Annotated in this window: 23 protein-coding genes, 6 tRNA genes and 1 pseudogene; 22 read left to right on the top strand and 8 right to left on the bottom strand. The window is 47.0% G+C overall.

The features are described 5' to 3' along the window. Nucleotides 1-66 precede the first annotated feature (66 nt). Together ACR6HW_RS08465 and ACR6HW_RS08460 are read right to left on the bottom strand one after the other, a co-directional pair. Complete coding sequence (locus ACR6HW_RS08465) at nt 67-1,881, bottom strand: heme NO-binding domain-containing protein (RefSeq protein ID WP_455730696.1); 1,815 nt, start codon at nt 1,879-1,881, stop codon at nt 67-69. 82 nt (nt 1,882-1,963) lie between these two features. After that, on the bottom strand, nt 1,964-3,109 hold the full coding sequence (locus ACR6HW_RS08460; RefSeq protein ID WP_455730875.1) for a BREX system ATP-binding domain-containing protein: 1,146 nt from the start codon (nt 3,107-3,109) through the stop codon (nt 1,964-1,966). 107 nt (nt 3,110-3,216) lie between these two features. Between ACR6HW_RS08460 and ACR6HW_RS08455 the strand changes: the two genes are divergently transcribed. The 17 genes and pseudogenes from ACR6HW_RS08455 (at nt 3,217) to ACR6HW_RS08375 (ending at nt 17,948) form a co-directional block, all read left to right on the top strand. After that, a complete protein-coding gene (locus tag ACR6HW_RS08455) occupies nt 3,217-4,428 on the top strand; it encodes an aminoacetone oxidase family FAD-binding enzyme (RefSeq protein WP_455730695.1) in 1,212 nt (403 codons plus the stop codon). Between the two features lies 1 nt (nt 4,429). Then, nucleotides 4,430-5,323 carry a DMT family transporter gene (locus tag ACR6HW_RS08450; RefSeq protein ID WP_455730694.1) on the top strand — a complete coding sequence of 298 codons (894 nt, stop codon included), beginning with the start codon at nt 4,430-4,432 and terminating at the stop codon, nt 5,321-5,323. Nucleotides 5,324-5,373: 50 nt separating this feature from the next. Further along, complete coding sequence (locus ACR6HW_RS08445) at nt 5,374-7,389, top strand: hypothetical protein (RefSeq protein ID WP_455730693.1); 2,016 nt, start codon at nt 5,374-5,376, stop codon at nt 7,387-7,389. Beyond that, nucleotides 7,386-7,649: a hypothetical protein gene (locus ACR6HW_RS08440; RefSeq protein WP_455730692.1), complete on the top strand. Its 264-nt coding sequence runs from the start codon at nt 7,386-7,388 to the stop codon at nt 7,647-7,649. Before ACR6HW_RS08445 ends, ACR6HW_RS08440 begins: the two co-directional genes overlap by 4 nt. Next, nucleotides 7,627-8,076 (top strand): YaaR family protein, encoded by a 450-nt coding sequence (locus tag ACR6HW_RS08435; protein ID WP_455730691.1) that lies wholly within the window; start codon nt 7,627-7,629, stop codon nt 8,074-8,076. Before ACR6HW_RS08440 ends, ACR6HW_RS08435 begins: the two co-directional genes overlap by 23 nt. A gap of 91 nt (nt 8,077-8,167) precedes the next feature. After that, nucleotides 8,168-10,363 (top strand): DNA helicase PcrA, encoded by a 2,196-nt coding sequence (gene pcrA / locus ACR6HW_RS08430; RefSeq protein ID WP_455730690.1) that lies wholly within the window; start codon nt 8,168-8,170, stop codon nt 10,361-10,363. 10 nt (nt 10,364-10,373) lie between these two features. Continuing rightward, the gene (gene ligA / locus ACR6HW_RS08425; protein ID WP_455730874.1) at nt 10,374-12,374 is read left to right on the top strand and encodes an NAD-dependent DNA ligase LigA; all 2,001 of its coding nucleotides are present in this window, start codon (nt 10,374-10,376) and stop codon (nt 12,372-12,374) included. A 59-nt stretch (nt 12,375-12,433) separates the two neighbouring features. After that, complete coding sequence (locus ACR6HW_RS08420; RefSeq protein ID WP_455730689.1) at nt 12,434-13,438, top strand: AIR synthase family protein; 1,005 nt, start codon at nt 12,434-12,436, stop codon at nt 13,436-13,438. A gap of 28 nt (nt 13,439-13,466) precedes the next feature. Further along, nucleotides 13,467-15,572: an N-acetylmuramoyl-L-alanine amidase gene (locus ACR6HW_RS08415; protein ID WP_455730688.1), complete on the top strand. Its 2,106-nt coding sequence runs from the start codon at nt 13,467-13,469 to the stop codon at nt 15,570-15,572. Between the two features lie 72 nt (nt 15,573-15,644). Continuing rightward, a pseudogene (rph, locus tag ACR6HW_RS08410) lies at nt 15,645-16,334 on the top strand (ribonuclease PH); the annotation flags it as partial. Between the two features lie 9 nt (nt 16,335-16,343). Then, nucleotides 16,344-16,949, top strand: a complete 606-nt coding sequence (locus tag ACR6HW_RS08405) for an XTP/dITP diphosphatase (RefSeq protein ID WP_455730873.1) — start codon at nt 16,344-16,346, stop codon at nt 16,947-16,949. Next, nucleotides 16,946-17,422, top strand: a complete 477-nt coding sequence (locus ACR6HW_RS08400; protein ID WP_455730687.1) for a metallophosphoesterase family protein — start codon at nt 16,946-16,948, stop codon at nt 17,420-17,422. Before ACR6HW_RS08405 ends, ACR6HW_RS08400 begins: the two co-directional genes overlap by 4 nt. Before the next feature lie 100 nt (nt 17,423-17,522). Further along, nucleotides 17,523-17,599: transfer RNA gene (locus ACR6HW_RS08395), tRNA-Pro, on the top strand. A 7-nt stretch (nt 17,600-17,606) separates the two neighbouring features. Continuing rightward, nucleotides 17,607-17,683 (top strand) — tRNA-Arg (locus ACR6HW_RS08390). A gap of 19 nt (nt 17,684-17,702) precedes the next feature. Beyond that, nucleotides 17,703-17,778, top strand: a tRNA-His gene (locus ACR6HW_RS08385). A 13-nt stretch (nt 17,779-17,791) separates the two neighbouring features. Beyond that, a tRNA-Gln gene (locus ACR6HW_RS08380) sits at nt 17,792-17,866 on the top strand. A gap of 6 nt (nt 17,867-17,872) precedes the next feature. Continuing rightward, a tRNA-Lys gene (locus ACR6HW_RS08375) sits at nt 17,873-17,948 on the top strand. Nucleotides 17,949-18,073: 125 nt separating this feature from the next. Here the strand turns inward: ACR6HW_RS08375 and ACR6HW_RS08370 are convergent. After that, the gene (locus ACR6HW_RS08370) at nt 18,074-19,489 is read right to left on the bottom strand and encodes an ISNCY family transposase (protein WP_455730852.1); all 1,416 of its coding nucleotides are present in this window, start codon (nt 19,487-19,489) and stop codon (nt 18,074-18,076) included. Nucleotides 19,490-19,691: 202 nt separating this feature from the next. Here ACR6HW_RS08370 and ACR6HW_RS08365 point away from each other — a divergent pair. Next, nucleotides 19,692-19,768, top strand: a tRNA-Arg gene (locus ACR6HW_RS08365). 208 nt (nt 19,769-19,976) lie between these two features. Here the strand turns inward: ACR6HW_RS08365 and ACR6HW_RS08360 are convergent. Genes ACR6HW_RS08360 through ACR6HW_RS08350 form a run of 3 tightly spaced genes read right to left on the bottom strand, consistent with a single transcriptional unit; the run spans nt 19,977 to nt 21,173 of the window. Next, the gene (locus ACR6HW_RS08360) at nt 19,977-20,783 is read right to left on the bottom strand and encodes a tyrosine-type recombinase/integrase (protein WP_455730686.1); all 807 of its coding nucleotides are present in this window, start codon (nt 20,781-20,783) and stop codon (nt 19,977-19,979) included. Continuing rightward, complete coding sequence (locus ACR6HW_RS08355; protein ID WP_455730685.1) at nt 20,717-21,055, bottom strand: hypothetical protein; 339 nt, start codon at nt 21,053-21,055, stop codon at nt 20,717-20,719. Before ACR6HW_RS08355 ends, ACR6HW_RS08360 begins: the two co-directional genes overlap by 67 nt. Next, a complete protein-coding gene (locus ACR6HW_RS08350) occupies nt 21,030-21,173 on the bottom strand; it encodes a hypothetical protein (protein WP_455730684.1) in 144 nt (47 codons plus the stop codon). Before ACR6HW_RS08350 ends, ACR6HW_RS08355 begins: the two co-directional genes overlap by 26 nt. A 396-nt stretch (nt 21,174-21,569) precedes the next feature. Here ACR6HW_RS08350 and ACR6HW_RS08345 point away from each other — a divergent pair, with 396 nt between their 5' ends. After that, nucleotides 21,570-21,998 carry a hypothetical protein gene (locus ACR6HW_RS08345; protein WP_455730683.1) on the top strand — a complete coding sequence of 143 codons (429 nt, stop codon included), beginning with the start codon at nt 21,570-21,572 and terminating at the stop codon, nt 21,996-21,998. A 920-nt stretch (nt 21,999-22,918) separates the two neighbouring features. Here the strand turns inward: ACR6HW_RS08345 and ACR6HW_RS08340 are convergent. Next, on the bottom strand, nt 22,919-23,404 hold the full coding sequence (locus ACR6HW_RS08340) for a hypothetical protein (RefSeq protein ID WP_455730682.1): 486 nt from the start codon (nt 23,402-23,404) through the stop codon (nt 22,919-22,921). A gap of 321 nt (nt 23,405-23,725) precedes the next feature. Continuing rightward, nucleotides 23,726-24,181, bottom strand: a complete 456-nt coding sequence (locus tag ACR6HW_RS08335) for a hypothetical protein (protein WP_455730681.1) — start codon at nt 24,179-24,181, stop codon at nt 23,726-23,728. A gap of 180 nt (nt 24,182-24,361) precedes the next feature. Between ACR6HW_RS08335 and ACR6HW_RS08330 the strand changes: the two genes are divergently transcribed. From ACR6HW_RS08330 to ACR6HW_RS08320, 3 genes are all read left to right on the top strand, one after another. After that, a complete protein-coding gene (locus ACR6HW_RS08330) occupies nt 24,362-24,484 on the top strand; it encodes a hypothetical protein (protein WP_455730680.1) in 123 nt (40 codons plus the stop codon). 33 nt (nt 24,485-24,517) lie between these two features. Continuing rightward, nucleotides 24,518-24,934, top strand: a complete 417-nt coding sequence (locus ACR6HW_RS08325) for an N-acetylmuramoyl-L-alanine amidase (RefSeq protein ID WP_455730872.1) — start codon at nt 24,518-24,520, stop codon at nt 24,932-24,934. Nucleotides 24,935-25,591: 657 nt separating this feature from the next. Next, entirely contained in the window at nt 25,592-26,575 is a 984-nt protein-coding gene (locus ACR6HW_RS08320; RefSeq protein ID WP_455730679.1) for an NAD(P)-dependent alcohol dehydrogenase, read from the top strand. The last annotated feature ends 41 nt before the right edge of the window (nt 26,576-26,616 follow it).

Below are 26,616 nucleotides of genomic sequence, written 5' to 3'. Positions count from 1 at the left end.
GAGGGCATCTGTGTCTGGATGGCATAAAAAGAGCGGCTCACCCCAAAAGGTGGCCGCTTTTTCGCGTTAAAGTTTGTAGCGCTTGAGTTCGTTTCTAAGGAAGAGAACGACTTTTTCGAGCTCTTCGATGTTTTCAGTAAGGGAGAGGATTTCATTGGAGAAGCTGGTGACATTGGCGCTCATTTCTTGAGACGTCGCCGAGTTCTCCTGTGCAATCGCCGCCAAGGTGTGCATGTTTTCAAAGACGCTGTTGATTTTTTCAGTCTCAGAAGAAAGCTGAGTTGAAATGTCGGCAATAGCGTGGGTAACGGTGTTGATTTGATCGGCGGCCTTCTTGCTCTCGTTGGTAACAGAAACCATGGTGTTGGTACCGTTTTCCAGTTCGGCAAACTGATCATTGACTTGGCCGACCATGTGGTTGACGCCGTCGATAAACTCGTTCAAGCTGAGGTTGATGGTGTTGACTGCTTCTTTTGAGTCTTCGGCAAGTTTGCGAATTTCTTCTGCTACGACGCTAAAGCCACGGCCCATCTCGCCTGCTCTTGCGGCTTCAATAGAAGCGTTGAGGGCGAGGAGGTTGGTCTGTTCTGCGATGCTTTCAACAGTGCTCACGATGGAAATAATGTCTTTGACTTTGTTGCCCAGCGTCTGACCTTGTTTGTTGACCTCAGAAAATCTGTCTTTGACCACATTGAGGGCGCCTGATACTTCCAGAAGGTCTTTGAAGGATACCTCAATCTGTGACACAGCGGATTCGAGGTTTTCTTTGCCTTCGAGTTCCCGCTGGCTGATGGTGTTTAAAATTTGAATGTTGTCGGACAAAATGCTGACGGAGTTTTCCGTTTCAAGCGCTTGATGTCCGGCGCCGTCTGCCACTTCCTGAACGGAGCGGGAAATAAGGTCGGACACATTGCCCATATTCTTGGCCACTTTCGAGAATTTTCCCGCGAAAGAATACAAATCGTCGAGACCGCCTCTAAAGTAAGTGAACTCCTCGCGCATTTTGCCTTTGGTATTGGCGATTTCATCGTAAACCGTTTCAAACTTGTCGCCGGTGGCAATGCGCACTTCTTGTGAGAAATTCATCGCTTGAAGTGTCTTCAGCTCTTCTTCCATATGGGCGAGGGGCTTGGACAGCGTGTACCCGACCGCAGCCACCGATGCAAAGGTCAGTATCGGCGTGCCGATGAGAAGCGGCAAGTTAGACGTCCCTGAAAATGCAAAGACGAACCCGAGCGTTAAAAGCGCCGGCAACAGCGCTGTTTTGATGTTGAGGTTTTTAATAAAACCGAGGCCGAGCCATTTGGACGGGCCGAATTTTACAATGGATTTAGGCGTCTTTTCGAAAGCGAGGTGGATTTTGACCACAGTGGTGCCATCGGCCTCTTTGGATTCTTCGACGATTTTGGCGTCGATTTTTTCCTTAAAGTGAGCGCCGACCCCTTCGATGAGGCCCATTAAGTAGTTTTGAAGACCGCGTTTGGACTTATAAGTCATGTAGAAATTCTTTTCGTCAATCGGCTCCGGAATCAACCGAGGTGGTTTGGCCCCTGGAATCATCTTGGTCAGTTGTGCGTGGACTTTGTCCATTAACATGAGAAAGCCCATGGCCGTTTGCGTGTCGAAATAAGACGGGAACCAATCGTAAAACGATTGAATGTTGTTCTGACCGAGAACCTTCCAAAGTTCTTCAGTAGAAACGCCGCGTTCTTTGGCAAAGGCGGCGATCAAACGCTTGATGCGCTCGTCTTCGATTTCCTCGAGGGGGGTGATGATTTTATGAGGGTCCCACCCCTCGTCAGACATAATCTTTGTCTTGGTGGACTCCCCGTAGAGTTTTTCAAGGGTGTTCAACCAAATGTTAACAACAGTTCCTTTCATAAGTGACCTCTCTATAGTGTAAATTTATTTGGCAATGGTGTATCGTATCGACCGGCAAATATGATAAAATAGTAGCTGATCTTTACGATGAACAATCGTGACAAGCTTCGTCGAGTCGTGCAATTAATTCTGAGACAAACTCGCGTGTGACAAATGATTGATTCGATAACTTTAAGAGGGTTTCTTCATAGATGCCGTCTGCAGTCACCGCGGGTGGGACAGTGTATGCGGATTTATAGAGCCGCAATGTCTTGTGGGTCAGTTCGTTGAGCGCGTGGTTTTCAAGCGGTTTAACTTGATACACGGGTCTCAAGAAGCGGTTGAACCCGTCGTCCTCAAGTGCGGTGCTTCTTATGCCGAGGCGCTGGGCTAATGCATGGCTGCTCAGAAGTCCTCTTTCATCGTTATGTAGGAGTGCCGTCGTACCGCTGAAGACAATAAACAGATGGCCGATTTCACCTGAAGTGGTGAGGTCGACGAGCTGTTTGATATTGTGATAAGCCGCGCTGCGAATATCGCTACGCATGCTGAGAATCCAGTCGAGTTCGTCGATAAAGACGACGAGCCCTTTAAAGTCGAGCAGAGTAATGAGCTTGATAAACGCTTTGAGGTTGTCGAGCGCTTCGGATTTGCCCACGTAGCCGACGAGTTGGTATTTCTCTTTTAACGCGTGGGGGATACCCGGTTCGCCGCTGAGCCAAGAAGAAGTTACCTGCGCCATTTTGCCGTTGTTGTGAACGCGCGCCTTTATAAAATTGGTAAAGGCTCTGGCGTAGTTTTGGTTGTAGGCGGCCAGTGCATCGCATACGGTGCTGATTTCGTAACGCGCTTGACTTGGAACGGGGCTGTGCCTCAAATTGTCTATCCATATATTGAAAAGATGTTCAAAAGACGTGCGCCGGTTGTCGATGCTCAGGTTGTGCATCAAAGCGTAGTAAAAGTCTTCCGTCTTATTGATGCGCAAGCTGTCGCTAAGGGTAAACGACGAGATGATAAAGTCGTGTTTCGCGGCGAGCGTCTTAAAGGTTCTGAGCAGAAACGTCTTGCCCACGCCGTAGTCGCCGAGGATGACTTTGACTTGACCGGTGTTGTTTTTAGCGAGTTCGAGCCCGCGCAAAAATTCTTTAATCTCCTTTTGACGACCGCTTAACACAGATTCTGTATAATGGAGAGGCGTCGTCCCGTTTCTCAGGGCATTGATTAAATTTTGGGCCTCTTTTGCAGACAGTTTCAGTGGTCCTCACCTCCGAAAATTTTGGACATCTATTGTCATTATATCTTTTTTTTTTGAAAGTTCAACTCAATTAAATTAACTTTTGTTAATAAGGAGACCTTATGCTTTACGACGTAATCGTTATCGGCGCAGGCGCGTCGGGACTTTACTTTGCAGCACATCTGCCGCCATGCAAATGCCTCATTGTCGAAAAGAATCAGCGCTTTGGCGCCAAAGTGCTTGTATCTGGCGGCGGCCAGTGCAATCTCACCCACGCGGGAAAAGGCTATGCGCTAAGTGCGCACTACGGCAATCAGAAAAAATATGTAAAAAAAGCGCTGAAAGCTCACGACAACCAAGCGGTAATGGCATTTTTCGAAGCCGCAGGCGTTCCGCTGTTGACGCGAACGGACGGCAAAGTGTTTCCCAAATCGCTCTCGGCGTCAGACGTCGTCGATGCTTTGGTAAGCCGCGTACAGGCGATAACAGTTACAGGTGAGTCTGTCTTATCTTGTACCCCCAGAGGCGACTGTTATGCAGTAAAAACAGATAAAACCACTTATTTGACCAAAAGGGTCGTCGTGGCATCAGGTGGGGTCACGTACCCGCAACTCGGTGCCACAGGCGTCGGATATGACATTGCAAAGGCCTTTGGGCATTCGGTGGTGCCGCCGCGCCCGGCGCTTGCGGCAGTGTACACAGAAGATGCGCTTTTAAAAGCCCTTCAAGGGCTTGTCGTCGAGGTGGCTTTAACGCACGAGAGGCGTGGGCACACCTATGAAGGCACCTTGCTCTTTACCCACTTCGGCATAAGCGGTCCGGTGGTCATCAACCACTCGGCTTCGTTTGCACCTGGTGATAAATTGACCATTCGCTTCGTCGGGGATGCGTTTGAAACACTTGAGTCGACTTTTATAACATGTGCTGAAGCTAGAGGCCATCACCCCGTCGCTTATTTTCTCAACGGTCTCGCAGTGCCCGACGGCATCAAACAACTGGCGCTCAAATTTTCAGGATTAAATGGTGATGATAAGCTCGCGGCGATTTCAAAACAGCACAGAAAAGCACTTGTCAAAGCGCTCGCTGCCTATCCGGTGTCTATTGAACGGCTGTCGGGGCTTAAACAGGCTATGGTGACAGCAGGTGGCGTCTCTACGAAAGAAGTGGATGGCAAAACGTTTGAGTCCACGTTTCAGCCGGGGCTTTATTTTATCGGTGAAGTGCTCGATGTAGATGGCGAGACTGGGGGCTACAACCTCCAGTGGGCTTTTGCCTCGGCGCATGCCACGGCGCAGGCAATTGGCGCCAAAATTATGGAAAGGGAGGCCGACTAACATGTCTCAGAAAATGAAAGGCTTAATCAGCGTTATGGTCCCTGTTGTCGTATGGGGGATTTCTTTTGTCAGTACAGAGGTTCTTCTCGACAAAATGGGGCCTATGACCATTGGCGCCGTACGATTTGTCATTGCCACGGCGATGCTCTACGCGATGATGCGCTATTTTAAACAGCCCATGGCCATAGAAAAAGGGGATCGCAAGCTGTTTTGGCTCGCCGGCGGCGTCGGTATCGGTCTGTACTTTTACTTTGAAAACACGGGAATCCTGTATCTGTCTGCGGCACCGTCCGCACTTATTATCGCAGCAATTCCCATGTTTACCTTGATTTTTGAAGCCATTGTCTTTAAGCGCGCTATTGACAAAGTCGATATTTTGGCCATTGTCATCTCCATTGTGGGCGTCGTGTGCGTTATGGATATTCGGCTGTCGGATCTCAAGCAGGGTGGGGCATGGTTTGGTTACGCGGCGATGATCGGCGCGGTCTTCTCTTGGGTCATCTACTCACTGGCATCGAGACCGCTGTTTAAGAAGTATTCTTATTTGACGATTATCTACAATCAGTTTTTATACGCACTGCCCTTTTTTGTCGTCGTCGTCCCCTTTGAAAGCAACCGTTGGCAACACCTTGTGGGATCGGATATCATCCACCTCGTCTTTCTCAGCGTCTTTGCCTCGGTACTGGGTTTTTACTTTTACGCCAAGGCGATGGATTTGTTGGGGGTCACTGAAGCGTCGCTCTACATTAACTTTTTGCCAATTGTCACATTGGCGTTTGGTTATGTGTATCTTGGACAGACGATTTCGTTGACACAAACTATGGGCGGGATTTTGATTATACTCTCGCTGACGGTGACCGGAGTTCGCGAAAAGGGTGTCGAAGCCGAAACATAGGCGTTAAGGCGAAAGTGGCGTTTTGCCGATACCTTTAAAGAGGTGATGATATGAAAATTACAGGACTTATGAAGGGGCTGGTGAGCAGTCCGGTTACAAAGAAAGACAGACAAGCTGAAACTGCGGCGGAAAAAAAGGCGACGGCATCGCGCAGTCATTTGCCGATGGACAAAATCGAACGCCTTTTTGAGAAGCACAAAGTGCCGCTGGACAACGCTAAAATAAAAGAAGTAGAGACCTTCTTCGATAGAGCTGAGGGTACAGAGACCGACAAGCTTAAGACGCTGGAAACGACGCTTGAAAAGGGCCTTGATGTGAAAGCGTCTGAGCTCAACGACGTACACGCCGCCCTGAAAGAAGGGGCGACGGATTTTACCGTGCTCTTAGAAGAACCGGCTGAAACGGCTGTTGCCGAAAGCGATGCCGAGACATGGGTTGTGGCGCTAAAACTTCCCGAGGCGGTTAAAGACTTGCTCTTAGAGCAACTGGGGAAGGGCATTCCGTTGAGGGAAGTGCTGTCGAGCACGTTGAAGCACTTTGCAAAATTCTTGGGCGTCGACGGCGCAAAAGCCGAGTCGATGACACTTGGCGAGTTGGTGCAGACCCTTAAAAACATGATTCAGAATATGCCTGTTTCAGAACTTCAAAAAGCGGTTAAAGCGGCATTTGAAGCTCTGGGGGTAGAAACGTCGGCGACAGCATCGGCACCGGAAGTGCCGAACACGGTGCCTGTGGAAGCGCCTGTGGAAGTGAACCCTCAACCCTCGGTGCCTACAAATGAAAGCGCCGCCGGCGGTCGGGTGGTGAACCCGACGGCAACAAATGAAGGTGAAGATAAAGCCCCTTTAGAGGCGGCTTTTGAAAGCTCGGATCAACAGACGGCGTCTATAGTGGCGACGGCACTGGACGAAGTGTTGACGCGACTTGAACACATGGGGGCGCTCTTAGAAGATACATTTGACCACAAGTTCTTTTTGGTAGAAGTGACGACGGAAAAGACGATACAGGCAAAAACTGATTTTAAAGCTTTTCAAGAGCAAGTTGCCCCGTTGCTGGAACCGTCGGTACCACCGCAAAAACTCGCAGAAAACATTCAGACGACGATTGAAGCGCTGGATAAAGTGATTTTAAAGACCAATGTAACCTTGTTTACCGATATGAAAATGGAGCGCGACTTACTTGCGGCTTCTGCTGAACTGGACAAAGCGCGTACTTTCATCCAAAAGGGCGATGTGGCGTCGGCACGTACACTTGTGGAAAAAGTGCAAAAGACCGTGGGCAAAATGACATTTGAACCGAGTGTCAAGCGGGTTCAGGCTTTCGCGTTTCAAAAAGGTGAAATGCTCGAAGCGGCTTTTAAGTCGAAAAACGGCGGGCCTAGAGCGGAACAGCTCATCGCCAGACAACTTCAAGTGCTTCAGGGAGAAAACGGCGTGAGACAGGCCAAGGACGCACTGGACACCCTCCGCTTCATGGGGTTGAACCACGAAGTGGAAGTGGCAGAATCTCTAGAAGGTCGTCGCGTGCAAAAAAATCAAGATTTTTTTAATCACAATGTAAAAGAAATTCTGTTAAAATTAATGAAGAGCGAAATCGATGCGAGACAAGTGGAAAAAGCAGAAGGGCAGTTAACCAATCTCTCTGGACAGCAGTCGATGAATCAGCAGGAGTCCGGTGGACAGCGCGGCATGCACTACTTTAACTACCCGGTGGCTCTTTCCGACGGCAGTCTCGGCGAGATGAAAATCTACCTGAACGGCGCGCGTAACGGCGCGACTATGGACTATAAGAACACGGCGCTTTTCTTTGGCGTGAACACACAGCGCTTTGGCGAGGTGGGGATTAAAGTCAAAACGGTTATGGGTCAATGTGACATTACAGTGGCATCGAAGTCGGGGGCGGCACTTGCGCCTTATTTTGAGCCGCTTAAAGACGTTCTGGAAGCCGCCGGCCTGACACTGGGCACCATCGCCTACGAGGGCACAGGTGCTGCGCCTGAGGCAGAGACGAAAGCGCAACCGCGTCAAACAGAAGGCGATGAGAAAGGGTTTGATTTTAAAATATGAAAAAGACGATTTCGACAGCTTACGAGCGCTATGACAACGCGGCGGATTTTAACAGTTACGCCGCAAAAGTCATCGAGGGCGCAAAAGCTCAAAAGATGCCTATAGAAGAAGACGAAAACCGAGTGGCCAAGGGACTCAAAGGCGATTTGAGAGAGGCGCTTCCCGCGCAGCTCTACGCGATAATTGGAGCAGTGGCCACTTGTGTGGAGCAAATGGAAGGTGAAAGGAGCCGGAAAGATGAAAGTCAACAAGACCTCTAAAAGCGCCAAAACTTCCGGAAAACGCCCCGTTCAAAACGTCTCCACATCAGAGGTGCCGCTGATTAAGTTTACAGAGGTGTTGGCGCATAAAGACCACGAACGTCAAAAAGAGGCGCTTCAAAAGGCGCTGGACATCATTGATGTAAAAGGCCAGCAACTGCTGGAAAACAGAACGGTAGAAAACCTCTACGAGTACAAAAAACTCATCAAGAGTTTTATAGACGAAGTGGTGAGCGATGGGTTTGAAATCAGTGAAAAACGCGGTTTTTCAAGAGTCGGTCGCGCCAAGGTTCTCAGAACGGTGTCCGAAGTGGACGCCAAACTCGTCGAGTTGACGAACTTGATTCTAAAGCGCGAACACAAAGAAATCAATATCTTAAAAAAAGTGGGCGAGATCAAAGGCCTACTGGTTAATTTGTTGTTGTAATCATACGGGGAAGTGCCCTCGTGTGCTGTATGATTTGTCTTAGGTATGGAAAGCGTACAGCGCACCAGACTATAGAAACGGAGGCAGCAGTATGTTGTTAAAAGGTTTGAATAAAGTACAGAGTGATGCGGTCCAGTCCATTGAAGGGCCGATACTTGTTGTGGCGGGCGCGGGTTCCGGAAAAACACGTGTTTTAACACATCGAATTGCCAACCTTATCGAAGGGCATGATATCTTTCCTTCAAAAATCATGGCCATTACTTTTACCAATAAGGCGGCGAGCGAGATGAAAAGCCGTATTGAGTCGCTGGTCGGGCCGGTGACCCGTCAGATGTGGGTGGGCACTTTCCACGCCATATGCGTCAGAATTTTAAGACGCGACGGTCAACATATCGGCTATGGCAGCGACTTTGTCATTTACGATACCACCGATCAAAAGGCGCTCTTGAAAAACTGCTACAAGACGCTGAACATCGATGAAAAGCACACGCCGATTAAACACTATCAGTTTAAAATTTCTGCGGCAAAAAACGATATGGTCGATGCCAAGGCGTATGAAAAACTGTACGAAGGGGATTTTAGAGAGCGTGAGTTCATTCAGCTGTATAAGCTTTACGAAGAGCGCCTTTTGGCCAATCAAGCAATGGACTTCGACGATTTGCTCCTGAAAACCATCGAGCTGTTTAAGAAGTTTCCGGAGATTCTCAGTACCTATCAAAATAGGTTCCAATACATCCACGTCGACGAGTATCAAGATACCAACCGCGCGCAGTACGAGCTCGTTAAAATGCTCTCATCAAAGCACGAAAACCTCTTTGTCGTCGGCGACGGTGACCAGTCCATCTACAGATGGCGAGGCGCAGATGTGCGCAATATCCAAGAGTTTGAAAAAGACTACATGGGGGCGCAGATCTACAAACTCGAACAGAACTACCGCTCGTCGAAGAACATCCTCTCGCTGGCCAACAGCGTTATTAAAAACAATCCGAACAGACGCGAGAAAAACTTGTGGACAGATGCGGAGGAAGGCGAGAAAATCCACTATTATGGCGGTTACGATGAAAAAGACGAGGCGCGGTACGTGGTGGATCAAATACAAAAGCGCCTGCGCGAAGGCGAATTTAAGGCGTCTGACTTTGCTGTTCTCTATAGAACCAATGCCCAGTCCAGAGCGTTTGAGGATGCGCTGATGTATCAGGGCATTCACTACAGAGTCATCGGCGGCGCCAAGTTCTACGACCGCAAAGAAATCAAGGACATTATGGCGTACTTTAAACTGCTGGTCAACCCATTTGACGATGTGAGTTTTCTCAGGGTAATCAACGAGCCGAAGCGTAGCATTGGCGACAAGACGATTCAAAAAATACAGGATTACGCTCGGCGCGAAGGGCTATCCCTCTTAAACGCCGTGCGCCACGTAGAAGAAATCGACGGGATAACCGGGAAGACCAAAGGGAACATCGAAGGGTTTACTAAGATGATTGCGTCGCTCACCTCAATGGTGGAGAGTCATTTTATCACCCAGATTTTCGACGAGCTCATGACGGCGACGGGGATTATTGCCGGATACGAACTGGAACGCAGTGTAGAAGCCGATGCCCGCATCGACAATATCTACGAGTTCAGAACAGTTATCGAGGAGTTTGAAAAGCGCTCCGAGTCTCCGAATTTGAGAGATTTTTTGGCGGAGACATCGCTGAGAAGTGACCAGGACGGTATCGACGAAACACAAGAAGGGGTGCTCCTTATGACCCTTCACGCGTCGAAGGGGCTCGAGTTTCCGGTGGTTTTCCTCGTGGGTCTCGAAGACCAACTGTTTCCATCGTTCAGATCCATGGACGACGACGAGGCAATGGAAGAAGAGCGCCGATTGTGCTATGTGGGCATTACGCGTGCGGAACAAATTTTATATGTGACACATGCCAAGCACCGCAACACGTTCGGTAGGTTTGAGCCACGCCAACCGAGTCAATTTTTAGCCGAAATGGATTTAGACGTCTTAGAAGGGGTAGAATCTAGAGCGGAGAAAGCGGTTTTTAAAGAGGCCAAGAAGAAGACGTCGTCGTACTTTCAGTTGAAGTCGGCGAAGCGCATGCCGCCTCAAAAACCAAAAGAAACGGTGCCGAGTGAGCGCATTCAAATGGGGGACAAAGTCATGCACAAAGTATTTGGCTCAGGGCTTGTTATCGCAGTGGCAGAAGACGGCGACCTCATGACCATCGTCTTTGATGCGCACGGTATAAAAAAACTGAGCGCCGCAGTGGCACCGATTAAAAAGATGGGGTAAGATGAATTCAATGGAAGAGATTAAAAAGAAAATAGAAGCACTAAGGGCGACGATTCGCAAGCACAGCGCCCTTTACTACGTCCTCGATCAACCGGAAATCGAGGACTTCGAATACGATGCACTGATGCGCGAGTTGATGGCATTGGAACAAGCGTATCCGGCATACGACGATCCCAATTCACCTACACATAAAGTGGGTGGCGCTGTTTTAAGCGCCTTTGAGAAAGTAGACCACGAAGTGGAGATGCTCAGCCTTGACAACGCCTACAATGCCGAAGACCTCATGGCATTTGACCGGCGGGTGCGCAAAGAACTTGGTGAGGCGCCGCGCTATGTGGTGGAGTACAAAATCGACGGCCTAACAGTCGGCTTGACTTACACAGAAGGTGTGCTTTCGCTGGGGGCCACTCGCGGCGATGGTGTCACAGGGGAAAACGTCACTGAAAATGTAAAAACCATACGCACGCTGCCGGTAGGGCTTCCAGAGAAGGCCTCCTTTTTGGTGCGCGGCGAAGTTTTTATGCAGAAAAAGGGATTTGCCAAGCTCAACGAAGCTCAGACCCTCGCAGGTAAAGAGCCTTTTGCCAATCCGCGAAATGCCGCGGCGGGTTCTCTCAGACAGCTGGACTCTAAAATTGCGGCATCGAGACCGCTAGACATTTTTGTGTTCGACGTGTTGAGAGGCGCAGAAGGCCTAGGCATCCACGGGCAGAGCGCCGCCTTTGAAAAGCTCGATGCCTTGGGATTCAAGACGGCGCCAATGGCGTGTTTTGACGATATGGAAGCCGTGTACACCTACTGTGAAAAGATGGTGGATGAACGGGACGGTCTGTCCTTTGAAATCGACGGCCTCGTCGTCAAAGTCGACGATTTTGCCCAGCGTGAAAAGCTGGGGACGACGCAAAAGAGTCCGCGTTGGGCGATTGCGTATAAGTTTCCGGCGCAGCTGGCGCTCACAAAAATAGAAGACATCAAAGCGCAAGTGGGGCGAACGGGCGTCATTACGCCGCTGGCGGTACTGGAACCGGTAAAACTCGCGGGTTCTACCATAGGTAAGGCGACGCTCCACAATCAGGATTACATCGACATAAAGGACATTCGAATCGGCGACTACGTCTATATCCAGAAGGCGGGGGATGTGATTCCCGCAGTGGTTAAAGTGGCTTTAGACAAGCGACCGGAAGACGCTGAGCCCTATCGACTGCCCGAAAGGTGTCCGGTATGTGAGTCGCCTACGGTGCGCAAGGAAGGGGAAGCGGCACTGCGCTGCGTTAACGATGTGTGTCCGGCTAAGATACAGCGCCTATTGACCCACTTCGTTTCCAGAAGTGCCATGAACATCGACGGCGTCGGCGAAGCTGTCGTAGAGACTTTAATTGAACACGGCTACGTCGAGACCATTAGCGACCTCTATCGTCTCGAATCCCATAGAGAAGCGCTGATGGCGCTAGACGGGTACGGTGAAAAGTCGGTGGAAAAAATGCTCGAAAACATAGAAAAAAGCAAGGCGAACCCCATCCACAAGTTGCTTTCAGGGCTTGGAATCCCCCTTATTGGTGAAAAGGCGGCCAAGACGTTGGCGCAGAACTTTCACTCGGTGAAGGCACTGGCAGCTGCGGATGTCGAGGCCCTTACGGCAATTGATGAAATCGGGGAGAAAATGGCGCAGAGCATTATTCACTATTTTGAACTGGAACAGACGCGAGAGATGCTCGTGGACTTTGAAGCGCTTGGGATGCGTCTGGAAGAAGATGCGCCGGAGGACAGTGGAGAAGTCCCTGTTCTCGAAGGATTGACATTTGTCATTACGGGAACTTTGGAGAACTATTCTCGCGATGAAATGAAAGCGCGTATAGAGGCCCTCGGCGGAAAGGCGACCGGTAGTGTGTCGAAAAAGACTTCGTATGTTATCGCAGGGGAAAAAGCGGGTTCAAAAGCTGAGAAAGCCGTGGCACTCGGCGTGCCGGTTCTTTCTGAAGCGGAATTTGAAGAGTTCATTACAAAGCGGTAAATTCAGTTGTCCACACATGACTGTATGATATAATAGACCCGAAAGGTGTGAGGTGTAGGATGAAAGTAGGAAAATTAAAAAACGACGTACTAGAAGAAATCGTCCTTGGAGAAATAAAAAAAGTAAGAACGGATGTACTCATTGGACCAAGTGTGGGGGAAGATTGCGCGGCAGTTGCCTTTGGCGATTTGGCCTGCGTGTTGACGACAGACCCGATTACGGGATCGACTTCAAATCTAGGCCGATTGGCTGTACACATCTGCGTCAACGACATCGCTTCAAGCGGTGCAGAACCCATCGGCATTATGTTGACTCTGCTCTTTCCGGAAGAAACGGAAGAATCGCAGATACAGGGCGTGCTCAGGGAAGCCAACGAAGCGGCGAACAAACTGGGCATTGAGATTCTCGGGGGACACACGGAAGTCACTTCTGCCGTGACGAAACCCGTGGCCTCTGCAACGGCAATCGGGCGCGTTTTTCATTCGCATCTGATTAAAACCGGCGGTGCTCAGACAGGCGACATGATTTACTTGACCAAGCATCCGGGACTTGAAGGCACTTCTATTCTAGCGACGGATTTTGAAGCGGAACTCACCGGCGTGTTGTCGAAGCGCGCACTGGAAAGTGCCAAGGCGCTCGTCAACGACATCAGTGTTCTGAGCGAAGGTCGAATTGGCGCACAAATAGGTGTCAGCGCCATGCACGACGCCACAGAGGGTGGGGTGCTGGGCGCTATATACGAACTCTGTGATGCCAGTGGCAAGGGCTGTCGCGTCTTCAATAAAAAATTTGAGATTCTACCGGAAACCCAAATGATCTGTGAACACTTTCACATCGACCCGCTCAAGTTGATTTCCAGCGGCGTCATGGTCTTCACTGTGGCACCGGACAAAGCCGCTTCTCTGGAGAAGGCTTTGCTCAGCGCTGAAATTCCCTATTCGAGAGTGGGCCTGATAACAGAAGACCTCGAAAAGCACATTGTCTACGGCGAGGATTCTGTTACTGAAATTGTCGAAGTTATTCAAATGCCCGATGCAGACGAGCTCTATCGAGTGGTCGGCTAGGGACGATGGTGGAAAGAGGACTTACCCTATGAAAGATTTTAAAGCCAAAAGTTGCTTGTTAATCGCGTTCTTACTTTGTTTAACAGCTGTTGTGCCCCTTAGAATCGATTTTGCAAACAAGTATTCTGAACTGGATTATGTGACGGTATTCGACCATTCAACCGGTCGGAGCGACGCCTACGACCCCGTCTCCTTGACGGTGTTTGGTAAGGACGTCTTTTCCGATACACCGGGCGTTGCCATCGATGGACGCGTCCTCGTGCCGATAGCGGCGATTTTTAAGAGTGTCGGCGTCGAATACAAATGGTACGAACAGACAAAAGAGATTGCGTTTGAGTCCGAGGGCCGCTCGGTGGTGGTTCAAATCGGCAACCCAAACGCAACTGTAAACGGTAAAAAAGTGCCGCTGCCGGATGGCGTCGCGCCGCGTATTATGACCTATAAGGATACTCAGGGGGCTTCCAATGCCCGCACCTATGTGCCGGTGCGTTTTGTGTCCGAGATGTTGGGGCTGGATGTGAGCTGGATTGGCAGCACGCGTACTGTAGCGGTGAATAAGCCCGAACAGGTGCTCAGCAATGTCGACCTCTTTTGGAAGACATCGACGAGCAGACCGTTTCCGGAGATTAGACTGAAAGTCAGTGGCGAAGTCGACTACACGTCCTTTGTAGCCAAAGGCCTCGACGTCGGCGGACTCGACCAAACGGTTATCGACTTTCAGAATACTCGATTTACCATGCCGGAAGGCGGCAAACTTAAAAACGGCGTGTGGACTTACGACATCGGCGACGGCATTTTCGGCCTAAACCGCGTCGAAGTGGAGCAGACTGAAACGGAACCTGCGAGAACGCGCGTCACCATTTACAAATCCAAACGCCAAGGTCACGACATCTACTACGATGCCAAAACCGGCGAAATGGTGGTTCGACTCATTAATACCGTCGATAAAATCGACGTTCAACAAGTTTATGAAACCAACACCGTGGTCATCGACACCGGTGAAGAAAATGCGCCGTACAACATCGACTTTAAAGGGGATACCCTCTATGTGGACCTTGTAAAAAGTGTGCTCAACAGGGAAAGTACTTTTGAAAACCTCGCGGGTATCAACCGTGGTAAAATTAAGAGCATTACCTCTGAGGTTTTGCCGAAGAGCACTTACGGCTACGAGTCGGTTCGCGTCGCCATCAAGCTCTCGGAGCCGATAAACGAGCACAACTACTACGTTGAGCAAGACCCTAAAGACACCACGCGGGTGCTCGTGTACGTACCGGATGACGCCATTAACATGTTCAAATATGTGAAGACCGATACGTACAATTCGCAGATGCTCATCACTTTAGAAGACGCTTCGTACCAGAACAGCGTCAGCATCGACGAGGCGGCAGGCAAAGTCGTGATGCGCATTCCGGCTGAGGCGACCAACCTCAACTTGATTTCAGAGCAAATCAACGACAACTTGGTCAAATCGGTAAGCGTTGAGCTCGTGAACAACGTTTATGTGGTGACGGCGAAACTCGACGAGGGCGTTACAAAGCAGCGTATCGTCTACGAGAACAGCGTCGGCTTCCTGTTTGAAAACAAACCGACAAACGTCAATAACAGCGGTACGTTAATCGTTATCGACCCAGGTCACGGCGGCAACGATCCGGGCACTGTGGGCTCTAAAGGCACTGAGGAAGAAGTCGTTCTTCAAACGTCTATGAAGTTGAAGCTCGAGCTTGAAAAACTCGGTTACCGCGTGTACATGACGCGTACGAAAGACGAGTACGTCAACTTGTACGACCGTCCGGTAATTGCCAACAGCATGAATGCCGCCGTATTTGTCAGCGTTCACGCCAACGGCTTCAAGTCTTCTAGTGCAAACGGTATCGAAGTGTATTACGGCGATTCAGAAGACAAGAAATTGGCCGATATTATGCAGAAGAAACTCATCGGTGCAACGGGGGCAACCAACCGTGGCGCCAAACCACAACCGAGGTATGTGGTGATTAAAAACAGTACCATGCCAACCGTCCTCGTAGAGCTCGGCTTTATGACGAACGCTACAGAGGAAAGCAACCTCATGTCCGACAACTACCAGCAAAAGCTGGCGAAGGCCATGGCGGAATCGGTACATGTGTATCTGAAATAGTGACATTTTAGGGCGGTTGGGACAGTTTGTTCCAATCGCTCGTCTTTAAACGTATAAAAAAAGGAGTCCAGAGTGAGAATAGATCAAAGAGCAAACGACGCGCTGCGTCCGGTTGTGTTCACGCGCAACTACATTATGCATCCGGCAGGTGCGGTCCTCGTGGAAATGGGGCATACCAAAGTGATTTGTACGGCCAGTGTGGAAGAAAGAGTTCCCGGGTTTCTAAAAGGCAAAGGCAGTGGTTGGGTGACTGCGGAGTACAGCATGTTGCCGGGGTCGACGGGAACGCGAAAATCTAGAAATACTAAGGGCATCGATGGCAGGAGCCAGGAAATTCAGCGGTTAATCGGCAGGTCTCTAAGGTCTGTAGTCGACTTAGAAGCGCTTGGAGAGCGCACTATTTGGATTGATTGCGATGTGATTCAAGCAGATGGCGGGACGCGTACAGCGTCAATTACAGGTGCTTTTGTGGCGCTTAACGACGCCGTGAACCACCTGATTGAGACGGGGGCGTTAAAGGCATCGCCTATTCGCACGCAGGTGGCTGCTGTGAGCGTGGGAATCGTAGACGGCGAGCCGATGCTCGACCTGTGCTATGAAGAAGACTCACGCGCACAAGTGGACATGAATGTCATTATGACCGGAGAAGGCGAGTGGATTGAACTTCAGGGGACAGGCGAAGAACGTCCGTTTACGCAAGCGCAACTTATGACCCTTCTAGAGCTCGGCAGCAAGGGCGTTCAGTCGCTGATTGAGGCACAAGCCGCTGTGATGCCCGTGCGTCAACAAGTGGTGTTGGCGTCTAACAACGCCCACAAAGTCGACGAGATTAAGTCGATACTGGCGCCGCTCGGCTACGATGTGCTCAGTATGAAGGACATTGGTTTAGGCGATATGGACATTGAAGAGACGGGAACGACTTTTTCGGAAAACGCACTGATTAAAGCGCGAGCAGTAGCAGAGAAAGTCGATGCTTGGGTGCTGGCAGACGATAGCGGGCTCGAGGTGGACTACTTAAACGGGGCACCCGGTGTATACTCTGCACGCTATGCAGGTGAACCGAAATGCGACGCACGAAACAACCTCAAGTTGCTCAGTGCGTTGAAAGACCTTCCTCGGGAAGAGCGTAAAGCCCGATTTGTAACGGTGCTGACACTGCTTACAAAAGAAGGCGATGTTATAGAGACGCGGGGCGAAGTGCTGGGAACCATCGGCACCAAGCCAATGGGCGAGAACGGTTTTGGTTACGACCCGCTGTTCTTCTGTGATGAAGTGGGCAAAACATTTGCTCAGTTGTCCGCAAGTGAGAAAAATGCGCTGAGTCATCGTGCACGGGCGCTTAACCTATTAAAAGAAAGGTTGTTGGAAAGATCGTGAAGATATTGGTCATAAGCGACACACATGCCATTTTTAGAGGGGCCTATAAGTTAAAAGCGCAATTGGCCCCAGATGTTCAAGAGGTTTGGCACCTCGGTGACCACGCCAAAGATGTGAAAGAGATTTCCAATTTATTCAACTTACCGGTTTTTTCGGTAAAAGGCAACTGCGACCCCGGTGCGACGGCGCCGGCGTCGCTGCTTTTAGAGCGTGGCGGTTATAAAATTTTCTTAACACATGGTCATTTGTACGGTGTGAAGTCTAATTTAACCCGCCTTTATTACACGGCTCTGGAAGAAGAAATTGACGTGGTCTGTTTTGGTCATACGCATATTCCGGTGTATTTTGAAGAAAATAATAAGCATTTTTTTAATCCCGGCAGTTTGTCAAAACCCGTTTTGGGGGAAACTGAAAGTGCTGGAATTATAACTATTGTAGCGGGTTCTATAAGTTTTGAACACCTCCGATTGTAAAGAAAGTATGAGCAGTTTGTAAAAAAAGTGCGAGAAAAAGTGAAAAAAAGAGTTGACGGGCTATGGGGGTTCATGTATAATAAAATTCGTCAGTTGGCGACGGGGTGTAGCGCAGTTTGGTAGCGCATCTGGTTTGGGACCAGAGGGTCGCGGGTTCAAATCCTGCCACCCCGACCAACTTTATGCGTTAGTAGCTCAACTGGATAGAGCACCGCCCTTCTAAGGCGGGGGTTTGGGGTTCGAGTCCCTACTGACGCACCACTTTAATCATATGGATATGGCGACTGTCGTCAAGCGGTTAAGACCCTGGATTGTGGCTCCAGTATGCGTGGGTTCGAATCCCATCAGTCGCCCCATTTTTTTTTATGTTGGGGATTCGCCAAGCGGTAAGGCAACGGACTTTGACTCCGTCATTCACAGGTTCAAATCCTGTATCCCCAGCCATATTACGGTCCATTAGCTCAGTCGGTAGAGCACCTGACTTTTAATCAGGGTGTCCCGCGTTCGAGTCGCGGATGGATCACCAGTTTGAAGTCACTTTGATGCGTAATCGGGGTGGCTTTAATTTTATCTTTAATAAAACTGTCAATCACTTTTGAAAATGTCCCAAAATAAATGAAACATGAGCACCAGTAAAAAGCTGGTGCTTTGTTAATTAGCGGAGAAAAAGTTTTCTTGAGTGTTAATGATGTCCTCAAAAGTATAATTGTGTTGAGCATAGTGTGTTTTGATAAATTTCTTGATGGCGCTCTTCCGCCATGGATGTATCATAGAAGGGATATTGCGTTTTTTAGGCAGAGCCTCGAACTCGTCCTGAAAATCAAAGTTCTTAGATTTCCTTAGATGAGAAGGGATAAGTTCGAGTTCATAAACGTTCTCGTTTACAGAGGCCATCAAACAGCCGTTAAAAGCCTTAATAATGACAGCCGGAGTGCCTTTGTGGTAATAAATAGGGAGGCCTCTGTCGTCCATGAGTTTAAAATATTGATTTTCAAATTTAATGCAATGGCCTGTATCAATTTTGCGCTCAGCAATTACCGCAAGCGTTAGATTGATTTTTTCATCAGACGGTTGCGTTTCAAACACAGATTTGTTATTATCAAAAGGCAGAGCAAACTTGTCATTGAATTTCTTTATGTAGGAGTTCAGAAATTCGTTGGCATGCTCTACGCTTGATACGCCTGCGTTTCTTAAGTCGATCGGCAGTCGTGATTGTAGTGTTTGGAATAAGCGTTCTACGCGTCCTTTGGCCTGTGGAACGCTTGTTACTTTTATATCTACCCCTAGTTGATGGCAAGCGTAAGAAAACTGAGTGAAGGTATCCTTTTCAAGTGAAGGGGCCTTTTTTTGTTTGTATTCAAAAACAGTCCTTCTGTCTGTGTAAAACATGTGTGGGATACCATAGGTTGTTAAAATTTGATGAAAGACATTGTAATAGCCTTTAAGTGTTTCTTGGTGGTCGAAGTAAGCCCCCACGATTCGCCCTGTGGCATCGTCTATAGCAGCGTGTAAGTGGGTTTTGACGCCACCAAACCAGATGTGAACCGAAGCGTCCATCTGAAGCATTTCTCCAAAGTAGGCGGATCTAGGTCTTCTAGGGTGGCTTTCATCGAGTTCAACGATCTTGTGCTGAATAATCGCCATGTCCCTTTTAGAAGTAGCCTTTTTCTTTTGGGCTTCTAATTTTTTACGAAGGGCTCTCTTTGTTGACCTGTGAGCCTTGGGAGATAAAACATCTTGTTCCATAAGGATATTTTTTACAGTAGTTGGAGAAAGAAAAAGGTGTTCTTGCTCTGCTAGGATTTCAGTAAAATGAGCGAAATTCGCATCGGGATACTTGGTCCTGTAAAGTCCTAAAATCAACGTTTTAGTTTCGCTAGACAGGGCGTGAACGGGTTTCTTTCCACGGTTTCCATGGACAAAGAAGTCTTTCCCTTCTGACCGATAGCCCTGGATTAATCGATTAACCGTTCTAATACTACAGCCTAGCTTAAGTGAAGCTGTTTTTTTATTGCCATTCGTATCGACGAGCTTTTTAATGATTTCATATTTTAGATTTTCATTCATACGTAATTCTACCTTTGTCATTTAATTTACCTCGATGCTTTCATTCATTGAGGTATTATTATAGCATTATATCTTTTGGGACAAAATCACGTTTGATTACTTAAGACATTATCACATGTGAATCATATGGCTTTAATTTTATCTTTAATAAAACTTGTCATACCATGATGAACATGGTAAAATAATGAGGGTAATCACTTCTGCATCCTTAGCTCAATTGGATAGAGTAGCGGACTTCGAATCCGTTGGTTACAGGTTCGAATCCTGTAGGGTGCACCACACACCAGTAACGTCAATGCTTTTACAGCATTGGCGTTTTTTATTTGACAACAAGATTTGAGCCGAAAAGCTTACCGCGACTATTCAACGTGGAAAGCTGTCAGTGAAAAGCGGTTAGGGATGCCGGAGGCATCACTAATGTTGTTTGGTCGAACTTTTCCACTTTGTTTCCACCGTTTTTTGAGTTTTGGTGGAAAGGGGACACCGTTTAGAGGATAGAAAGGGTGTCGACATCCCGGCGTTTTGATGCGTCGGAAGTGTGGATATAGATCTCGGTAGTTTTTGTATCGCTATGGCCAAGTAGCTCTTGGATGTTGACGATACTGGCGCCATTTTCGTTGAGCATGGAGGCGTAAGAATGGCGTAAGCTGTGAATTCGTCTATACGGTAACCCCGTCTCTTCAAAAATCTTAAGGTACTGTTTCCGGACGTTGCTGTAACTTAGGGGGCCACCAACGGCATTGGGGAATACATAAGAAGCGTTCTCAAAGGCACGACCAAGTTTTAGTTTGTACTTTTTACGGGCAAGTAGGTACGATTTGAGCTTTGGAATGAGATTCGACGGAATCGGTACTGTTCGGCACTGTCGATTCTTTGTCGAGTTTCTCATGGTTTCAAAGGTCTTGTTTCCATCTGCATCAAAGACATTACACTCGTATAGTGTAGCGACGACATCGACTGATTTGCCTTCTACGTCGAGATTTTGTAGCTTAAGAGCCAAGAGTTCACCGATGCGCATTCCAGTGCCTATACCGAATAAGAATAGCATTTCGAGTCGTTTACCATCTAGGGCCTGGATAAACTGTTTGAGCTCATCAGCAGACATGATTTCAGTACGCTTTTTTTGGGTTGATGCACCGGGAATCGCAATTTTTTTACTTGAACATGGGTTGATGTAAAGGCGTTCTTGTGCGATTTCATAATTGAAAAAAGCTTTGAGCAGCTTATTTAGTTCTTTGAGGACACCGTAGGTTTTACCCTCTTTTTCATATAAGTAGTTGTAATGCCGCTGCAAATCGTTTTAATGGGGAGTAATGCGATAGGCCTATCTTTCACGTAAAGCCGATACAGCCCTTCGTAGCGTGAAAAACTTGATGCTTTAACGTTGTCAGAAACGTGTTTGACGTCAAACAACCAACTCTTAAGGGTTTCCCCAAGCAAGCGTTCCTCTCCCGTTTTAGGTGGTGTTAAAACGGGGGGCGAGGGCTTTTTTAAAAGTGCAGATGCTTCTTCGAAAGAAAGCCCACTGTCAAGATGAGATTCAAATATTTTTTTGCTTGGATGCAAGTTCTTTTTTAGTTTTTCCTAGGAACTCTTTTTTCAGCAATTTCCCGTCAGCTTTGCGACCATAGGTCACAATCTGACGCCAATACTGATTACCGTTTTTGATACATTTTGTGGCCATAGTTTCTCCTTTTCATTACGAAGTTGAAGAAACGATGGAAAGATGCTATACTGGATTTATCTAAGGCGCATTGAATCATTTATTGATTTGATGTGACAGTCCCTTTATAGCGCACCAACGCTGTGGAGGGATTTTTTTATGGTTTTAGTTAAATATTACTCAAAATACATGCTTCTTTTTCTTTGAGTTGGAGCAGCTTTTTTGAGTAAGGCGTATATTTTTTTATAAGAGTTATATTCTGACTGTTTAATCTCTGCATAAAAATTACGTATTGAAAAGTAGAGCAAACTCAATAAACCTAACGATATAAAATGAAGTACTGTTATAACGATAGTACTATCGAAAAGTGATGTAACATCATTAGGATTGATTATATCAAATAGCTTTGTATAGAACTTGTCTAGTAGTATCGAAAAAGTTAAAGCAAAAAAAACTGGAAAACCTATGGCACGCGGCTTGGATGCCTTTAATTTACTTTCAAAATCAATTAGTATGTGGTTGTATTCATTTTGTGTTACTCCTTTTTCCTCTAAAAAAAAAGATAATTTCTCAATGCGATCTTTCTCGAGTCGTTCAAACGCAACCTTTCTCAGAAATTTCACGGATAATATTGAGATATCTGCAGTAAATACGTCAAAAAAACTGACAAGCCGCAAGTTTTGGACGGCGGTAACCGGGGCTGTGATGGCGCTACTGGTTGCTTTCAAGGTTGACAAAGTGACGAGTGAACAGGTGCTTGCTGTTATTACCTCCTCTTCTACGCTTATTGCTTATATTATTGGCGAGGGGCTGGTGGATGCGGCTAAAATCAAGGGCGGCAAGTAAGGCGGAAAAGGGGCCCTTTTAATCACTTTTAGGAGAAGACAATGAAACTTGTATTAATTGAAATGTATGGAGAGAACAAACCCATCCGGAGAATACTGTGGAGTCCTTATTTTATGCTATTGAGTCCCTAGGAAATGGCCCAATGTGTGAGCAGGTCGAGGTATTTATGCTGACGAGCGCCGGTAACTATGGCGATAAAGGGGAAAGCTATGCGGCGCGTACCGACTGGTGGTGTGCGGTCGGCGCTGTTGATAAATATGACAAACCTCTCTGGTATAGCTCATATGGGTTTGGCAAAGTGAAAACGGTGGCGAGACTGCCGGTAATCGGCGGTAAAGAGAGACCGGGTACCAGTTCAACCTGTCCCGTTGTCGCGGGGATTCTGGCACACTTTTTTCATGGTATAAATCCAAAACCGGCACGTACCCGAGTCTTGATAAGGTCGACCGGTTTATTCGGGAAAACTCTCATAACATATGGGAGGCAGGGGAAGACCTGCGCACAGGGTTCGGTCTTTTAAAGACCCCTAAATACTACACGGCGGAGCAGATTAGGTGTAGGGTAGGGGAGACAAAGGGCACGAGGATTGTGTTCAGGGGCGATGAGGTCATAACGAAAGACATAGACCTTCTTGTAGCGCCTAAACTGATTGACAGCTGCGCGTATATTGGTGCCTGGGGGATGTTTGAGCAGACCGGTGCCGTCGTGGCTTATAAGGCCGGCGAACTTTTGTTCACATAAACTTGAGGCAATGTCTAATTACGCAGTTTCCACAAATAATAAAGCACAATGTGCAAGTGCTTTATGAAAAAAAGTAGTGGCACTACACAATATCGAAACGTGTAGTGCCACTACTTTTTTCCTCATTAAGTCAGCTTTTGATGTGACGGTAATGGGCAGGAGGATTTTCTTTTTGTTTTTTAATTTTTTTTATTTTTTTGGCTATCTATTTTCCGACAGCCCCTTCCCGCCCATAAACGATTCTCAATAATTAGTACATATTCCTTACCTTTATGGTTATAGCTAATGAACTTATCATTGTAATAAATTGCTTGATTACTTTTATAAACATATGCTGTAATCAGTAATTTGTCCCTACTAAAGCACTCTACTTTAAAATTTAAAACACTATTGCTTTCATCGACTACTTTCTTTTTAATTTTATTTGGATAAGTGGTCGATATCTTAAACGATCCCAACATCTCGGCAATTTCCCTAGAATCAGAAATCTCATAATTTTCATTTGCTATATAATCATGAATTTTTATCTTTTCAACAGCATCAAAATTGTCTTTAAAGTCAACCACTTTATTTATTTGATAATCCAAAAGAATATTATATACAATATAGCTTGACATAATTATAATAAAAGCCCCAAAGATGCAAAAAAGTATCTGTTTCTTCATAATTATCCCCCTTTTCTAAGCTTGGGTGTTTATCGGAGCTCACAACATACCGAAATCCAGCTCTTCTTTTTTGCTTTAACTCAATACTTTCAACAAAAACCTTTCATAATGGAGCCTATATCCACATTTTTACCTATTATTATTGTTTCTCACCCTATAATAAGATAATACCAAACTTCCTAGTGTACTGTATCGTTCGTCATTAAAAAACTGTTTATCTACTTCGCATCATTGTGGCGTTAAAATCTCTCGGCAATGTACCGCATTGTCGTCGCATTTGCCTTGCACTGATACAGACTCTCCGGCATTTTTAATTGAACATCAACGATACAGTACACTAGATCTAAACCCTTTTACACTATGTTCCTCATTTACAGATTCTATTTGTTCAATCCCTAACTCCATCAAGGGCTTTGCTTCCAATACGATATTGCCATATTTTAAGTCATTACTCACTTTTCTTATTTCTCTCAACGGATTCGTTCTAACATCTTTTAAGTCTACTGTTCCAACACTAACCTCTGAAGTGTTACTTAAATCACGGACATACACTTTAGCCGTCTTTTCTGACAATTCAATCGAGATGGTTTCATTAATTCTTTTCTCAAAGTAGTAATATACGCCATTAATCGTTGATATTTCCTTTATGATTTCTCCATCAGCATTTACTTGACTCTCTAAAATATTCATATCTGAAGTATTATTTTCTACCGCATGTACTGGAATTGTTAACATACTTATTGCTAGGACTAAAAACAAACTAATTATCTTTTTCATAATGGATTCCTCCCTATTTAGTTTTTACATTTTACACAATAAAATTTAAATAATCTGGCAGCTCGTTAAACCTCCTTTCACAATAAAAACGAATGACTCGCTGAAATCTTACACATATTAATAAAACTTAATATTTAATTTGAAAATGAACTTCACATGAAAGGGAAGGAGACATCAAGAATGAAAAGAAAAATTGCACTTGACGATGGCCATGGCGCAAAGACACTAGGGAAACGTACACCAACAATAAAAGCCCTAGGAGGAGCTTGTACCAAAGAAAACACCTGTTGTTGCATTGCTTAAAAAAGCGCTTTTGAGGTGTGGTTTTGATGTTCTATCGTCGCACTTACCGATGAGGATACGCCGTTAAAACAGCGTGCGGCGGTAGCGAACAAGAAGAAGGCAGACCTTTATGTCTCAATACACTATGACGCCTATGACGGAAAATTTAGCGGTTATAACCCCGAAGGGCATACGATCTATATCAATCCGGGTTCAAAAGAAGGACGCTGCCTTGCCGGTTATGTCCTAAAACAGATGGCTATGGGTACGCCGCAAAAGAGCCGCGGCATCAAAGAGGCACCGTTCTATTTGCTAAAGTACACCAATATGCCAGCGATTTTAACGGAAAATGGGTTTATGGACAATGAGAGAGAAGCGCTTCTGATGGTCGATCCAGCATTTCAAAGGGAAGTGGACGAAGAGCATGCGAGGGGGCATTTTAAAATGCGTCAAAACGTGATACGCAAATGATACGTAGAATTCTTGAAGCGTAAAAAGAGAGCGTTAAAGGCGTTGAACTTGATGAGATTAATATTTGGAGCTAGAATCTCTTCATTGAACCATATCATATCCCTACAGCATCTTTCCGCCGCTCTCCAAAGTCCCTTTGGCGATTGGTGTGTGTCGGCAATTGACGGTTCACAACAATGTGATGAAATGTAATTGGTAGAAGATGTTAAAAAGTATGATGTTCTCTAAAAGTTGTTTTAATTGGAGGTGTTGGTTTCAAGGATGCTCTACCCCCATGTTTTCAAAATGAGGCGACTATCGGTTGTAGGAAGTGCCCTTCCTTTGGTTGCCGCTATCTTAGGCAGTACGAAATACCCAGTTGTTATTGTAAGGTACAGACAGCCCAAACTAGAGTGTAACACTTTTTAGGGTGCATCTCTCCCATATGCCGCATTGGCTATAGGCATAACATTCCTAAATCTATATTTTAAAAAAAGGCATCGAGTGCCTAACTGATAAGATACACGACTTTATATAGCGCCGCTCAATAAGTGTGTTTGTAAATGAATTTAAAAGCGTCACCGTCTACAGCTGTTTCGACAATTACGATGAATGGTCGAGTAGAACGCGGTGTATAAATACCATAAGTCCCTATGGATTGAGAAAGCAGGTGATAGGATGAAAGCCATCGTTCAAGAAAAATACGGTACGGCCAGCAACTTGCGAATTGAAGAAGTACCGCTTCCAAAACCGAGAGCCGGGGAAGTGCTGGTGCGGGTAAAGGCGGTATCTCTAAATGCACCGGATTGGCGTTTGCTAACGGGCTCGCCGTTTATTATGAGGTTGGGTACGGGGGTGATGGCCCCAAAAGATAAGGTTAAAGGTACCGATGCCGCCGGCGTTGTTGAAGCGCTGGGGGAGGGGGTTACACACTTTAAAGTCGGCGATGCCGTGTACTGTGACGCCTCCGGTAGTGGGTTTGGCACCTTTGCCGAGTACGTTTGTGTAAAAGCCGCGCATTTGGCACTGAAGCCGGCAACGCTCAGTTGGCTCGAGGCGGCGGCATTGCCGCTGACGGCAGTGACAGCATTACAGGCGCTAAGGGACAAAGCGTGTACTGTGGCAGGTGAAAGCGTTTTAATCGTCGGCGCTTCAGGTGGCGTCGGCAGCTACGCCATACAGTTGGCGAAAGCCATGGGTGCATGTGTAACGGCTGTGACCAGTGGCAAAAATGCCGATCAGGCCAAAGCGCTTGGGGCGGATGCGGTTATCGATTATACTGAAGCGTCTCTGGAAAATATAGCGGCAACTTATGATGTGGTATTGGCAATTAACGGCTACTATAAAATAGGCGTTTATAAGAAGTTGCTGTCGCCAAAGGGTCGCTTTGTTCTCATAGGCGGTCAATCGGTGGGGCAACTGTTGTGGCTTGCTGTGTTCGGTCGGTTTATATCGCATAAGGGGGGACAGTCTTTTCAAGTGCTGATGGCTCATCCCAACACCGAGGATTTGGAGCACATTCAAATGCTGGCAGACAGCGGGCAGATTGTGCCGGTGATTAAGCAGCAGGTGAGGTTTGAGGAGATTCCCAAGTGGCTTGAGACCTTGTCAGAAGGCCATGTAGGTGGCAAAGTTGTGGCATCAATTGGTGAAGGGGCCTAGTGTACTGTTTGAAATTAATAAACGGTTCGCATTGTGGTTGA

This window comes from Fusibacter sp. JL298sf-3 (genome assembly GCF_053842995.1).
Note: the sequence above shows the minus strand (reverse complement) of the source record. Positions and strands in the feature narration are given on the sequence as shown.

Excerpts from the sequence above, each read along its gene's own strand:
- ACR6HW_RS08465 (WP_455730696.1), bottom strand. The coding sequence starts at position 1,881 with ATGAAAGGAACTGTTGTTAACATTTGGTTGAACACCCTTGAAAAACTC.
- ACR6HW_RS08455 (WP_455730695.1), top strand. The coding sequence starts at position 3,217 with ATGCTTTACGACGTAATCGTTATCGGCGCAGGCGCGTCGGGACTTTAC.
- ACR6HW_RS08450 (WP_455730694.1), top strand. The coding sequence starts at position 4,430 with ATGTCTCAGAAAATGAAAGGCTTAATCAGCGTTATGGTCCCTGTTGTC.
- ACR6HW_RS08445 (WP_455730693.1), top strand. The coding sequence starts at position 5,374 with ATGAAAATTACAGGACTTATGAAGGGGCTGGTGAGCAGTCCGGTTACA.
- ACR6HW_RS08440 (WP_455730692.1), top strand. The coding sequence starts at position 7,386 with ATGAAAAAGACGATTTCGACAGCTTACGAGCGCTATGACAACGCGGCG.
- ACR6HW_RS08435 (WP_455730691.1), top strand. The coding sequence starts at position 7,627 with ATGAAAGTCAACAAGACCTCTAAAAGCGCCAAAACTTCCGGAAAACGC.
- pcrA (WP_455730690.1), top strand. The coding sequence starts at position 8,168 with ATGTTGTTAAAAGGTTTGAATAAAGTACAGAGTGATGCGGTCCAGTCC.
- ligA (WP_455730874.1), top strand. The coding sequence starts at position 10,374 with ATGGAAGAGATTAAAAAGAAAATAGAAGCACTAAGGGCGACGATTCGC.
- ACR6HW_RS08420 (WP_455730689.1), top strand. The coding sequence starts at position 12,434 with ATGAAAGTAGGAAAATTAAAAAACGACGTACTAGAAGAAATCGTCCTT.
- ACR6HW_RS08415 (WP_455730688.1), top strand. The coding sequence starts at position 13,467 with ATGAAAGATTTTAAAGCCAAAAGTTGCTTGTTAATCGCGTTCTTACTT.
- ACR6HW_RS08405 (WP_455730873.1), top strand. The coding sequence starts at position 16,344 with ATGCCCGTGCGTCAACAAGTGGTGTTGGCGTCTAACAACGCCCACAAA.
- ACR6HW_RS08370 (WP_455730852.1), bottom strand. The coding sequence starts at position 19,489 with ATGAATGAAAATCTAAAATATGAAATCATTAAAAAGCTCGTCGATACG.
- ACR6HW_RS08350 (WP_455730684.1), bottom strand. The coding sequence starts at position 21,173 with ATGGCCACAAAATGTATCAAAAACGGTAATCAGTATTGGCGTCAGATT.
- ACR6HW_RS08340 (WP_455730682.1), bottom strand. The coding sequence starts at position 23,404 with ATGAAGAAACAGATACTTTTTTGCATCTTTGGGGCTTTTATTATAATT.
- ACR6HW_RS08335 (WP_455730681.1), bottom strand. The coding sequence starts at position 24,181 with ATGAAAAAGATAATTAGTTTGTTTTTAGTCCTAGCAATAAGTATGTTA.
- ACR6HW_RS08330 (WP_455730680.1), top strand. The coding sequence starts at position 24,362 with ATGAAAAGAAAAATTGCACTTGACGATGGCCATGGCGCAAAGACACTA.
- ACR6HW_RS08320 (WP_455730679.1), top strand. The coding sequence starts at position 25,592 with ATGAAAGCCATCGTTCAAGAAAAATACGGTACGGCCAGCAACTTGCGA.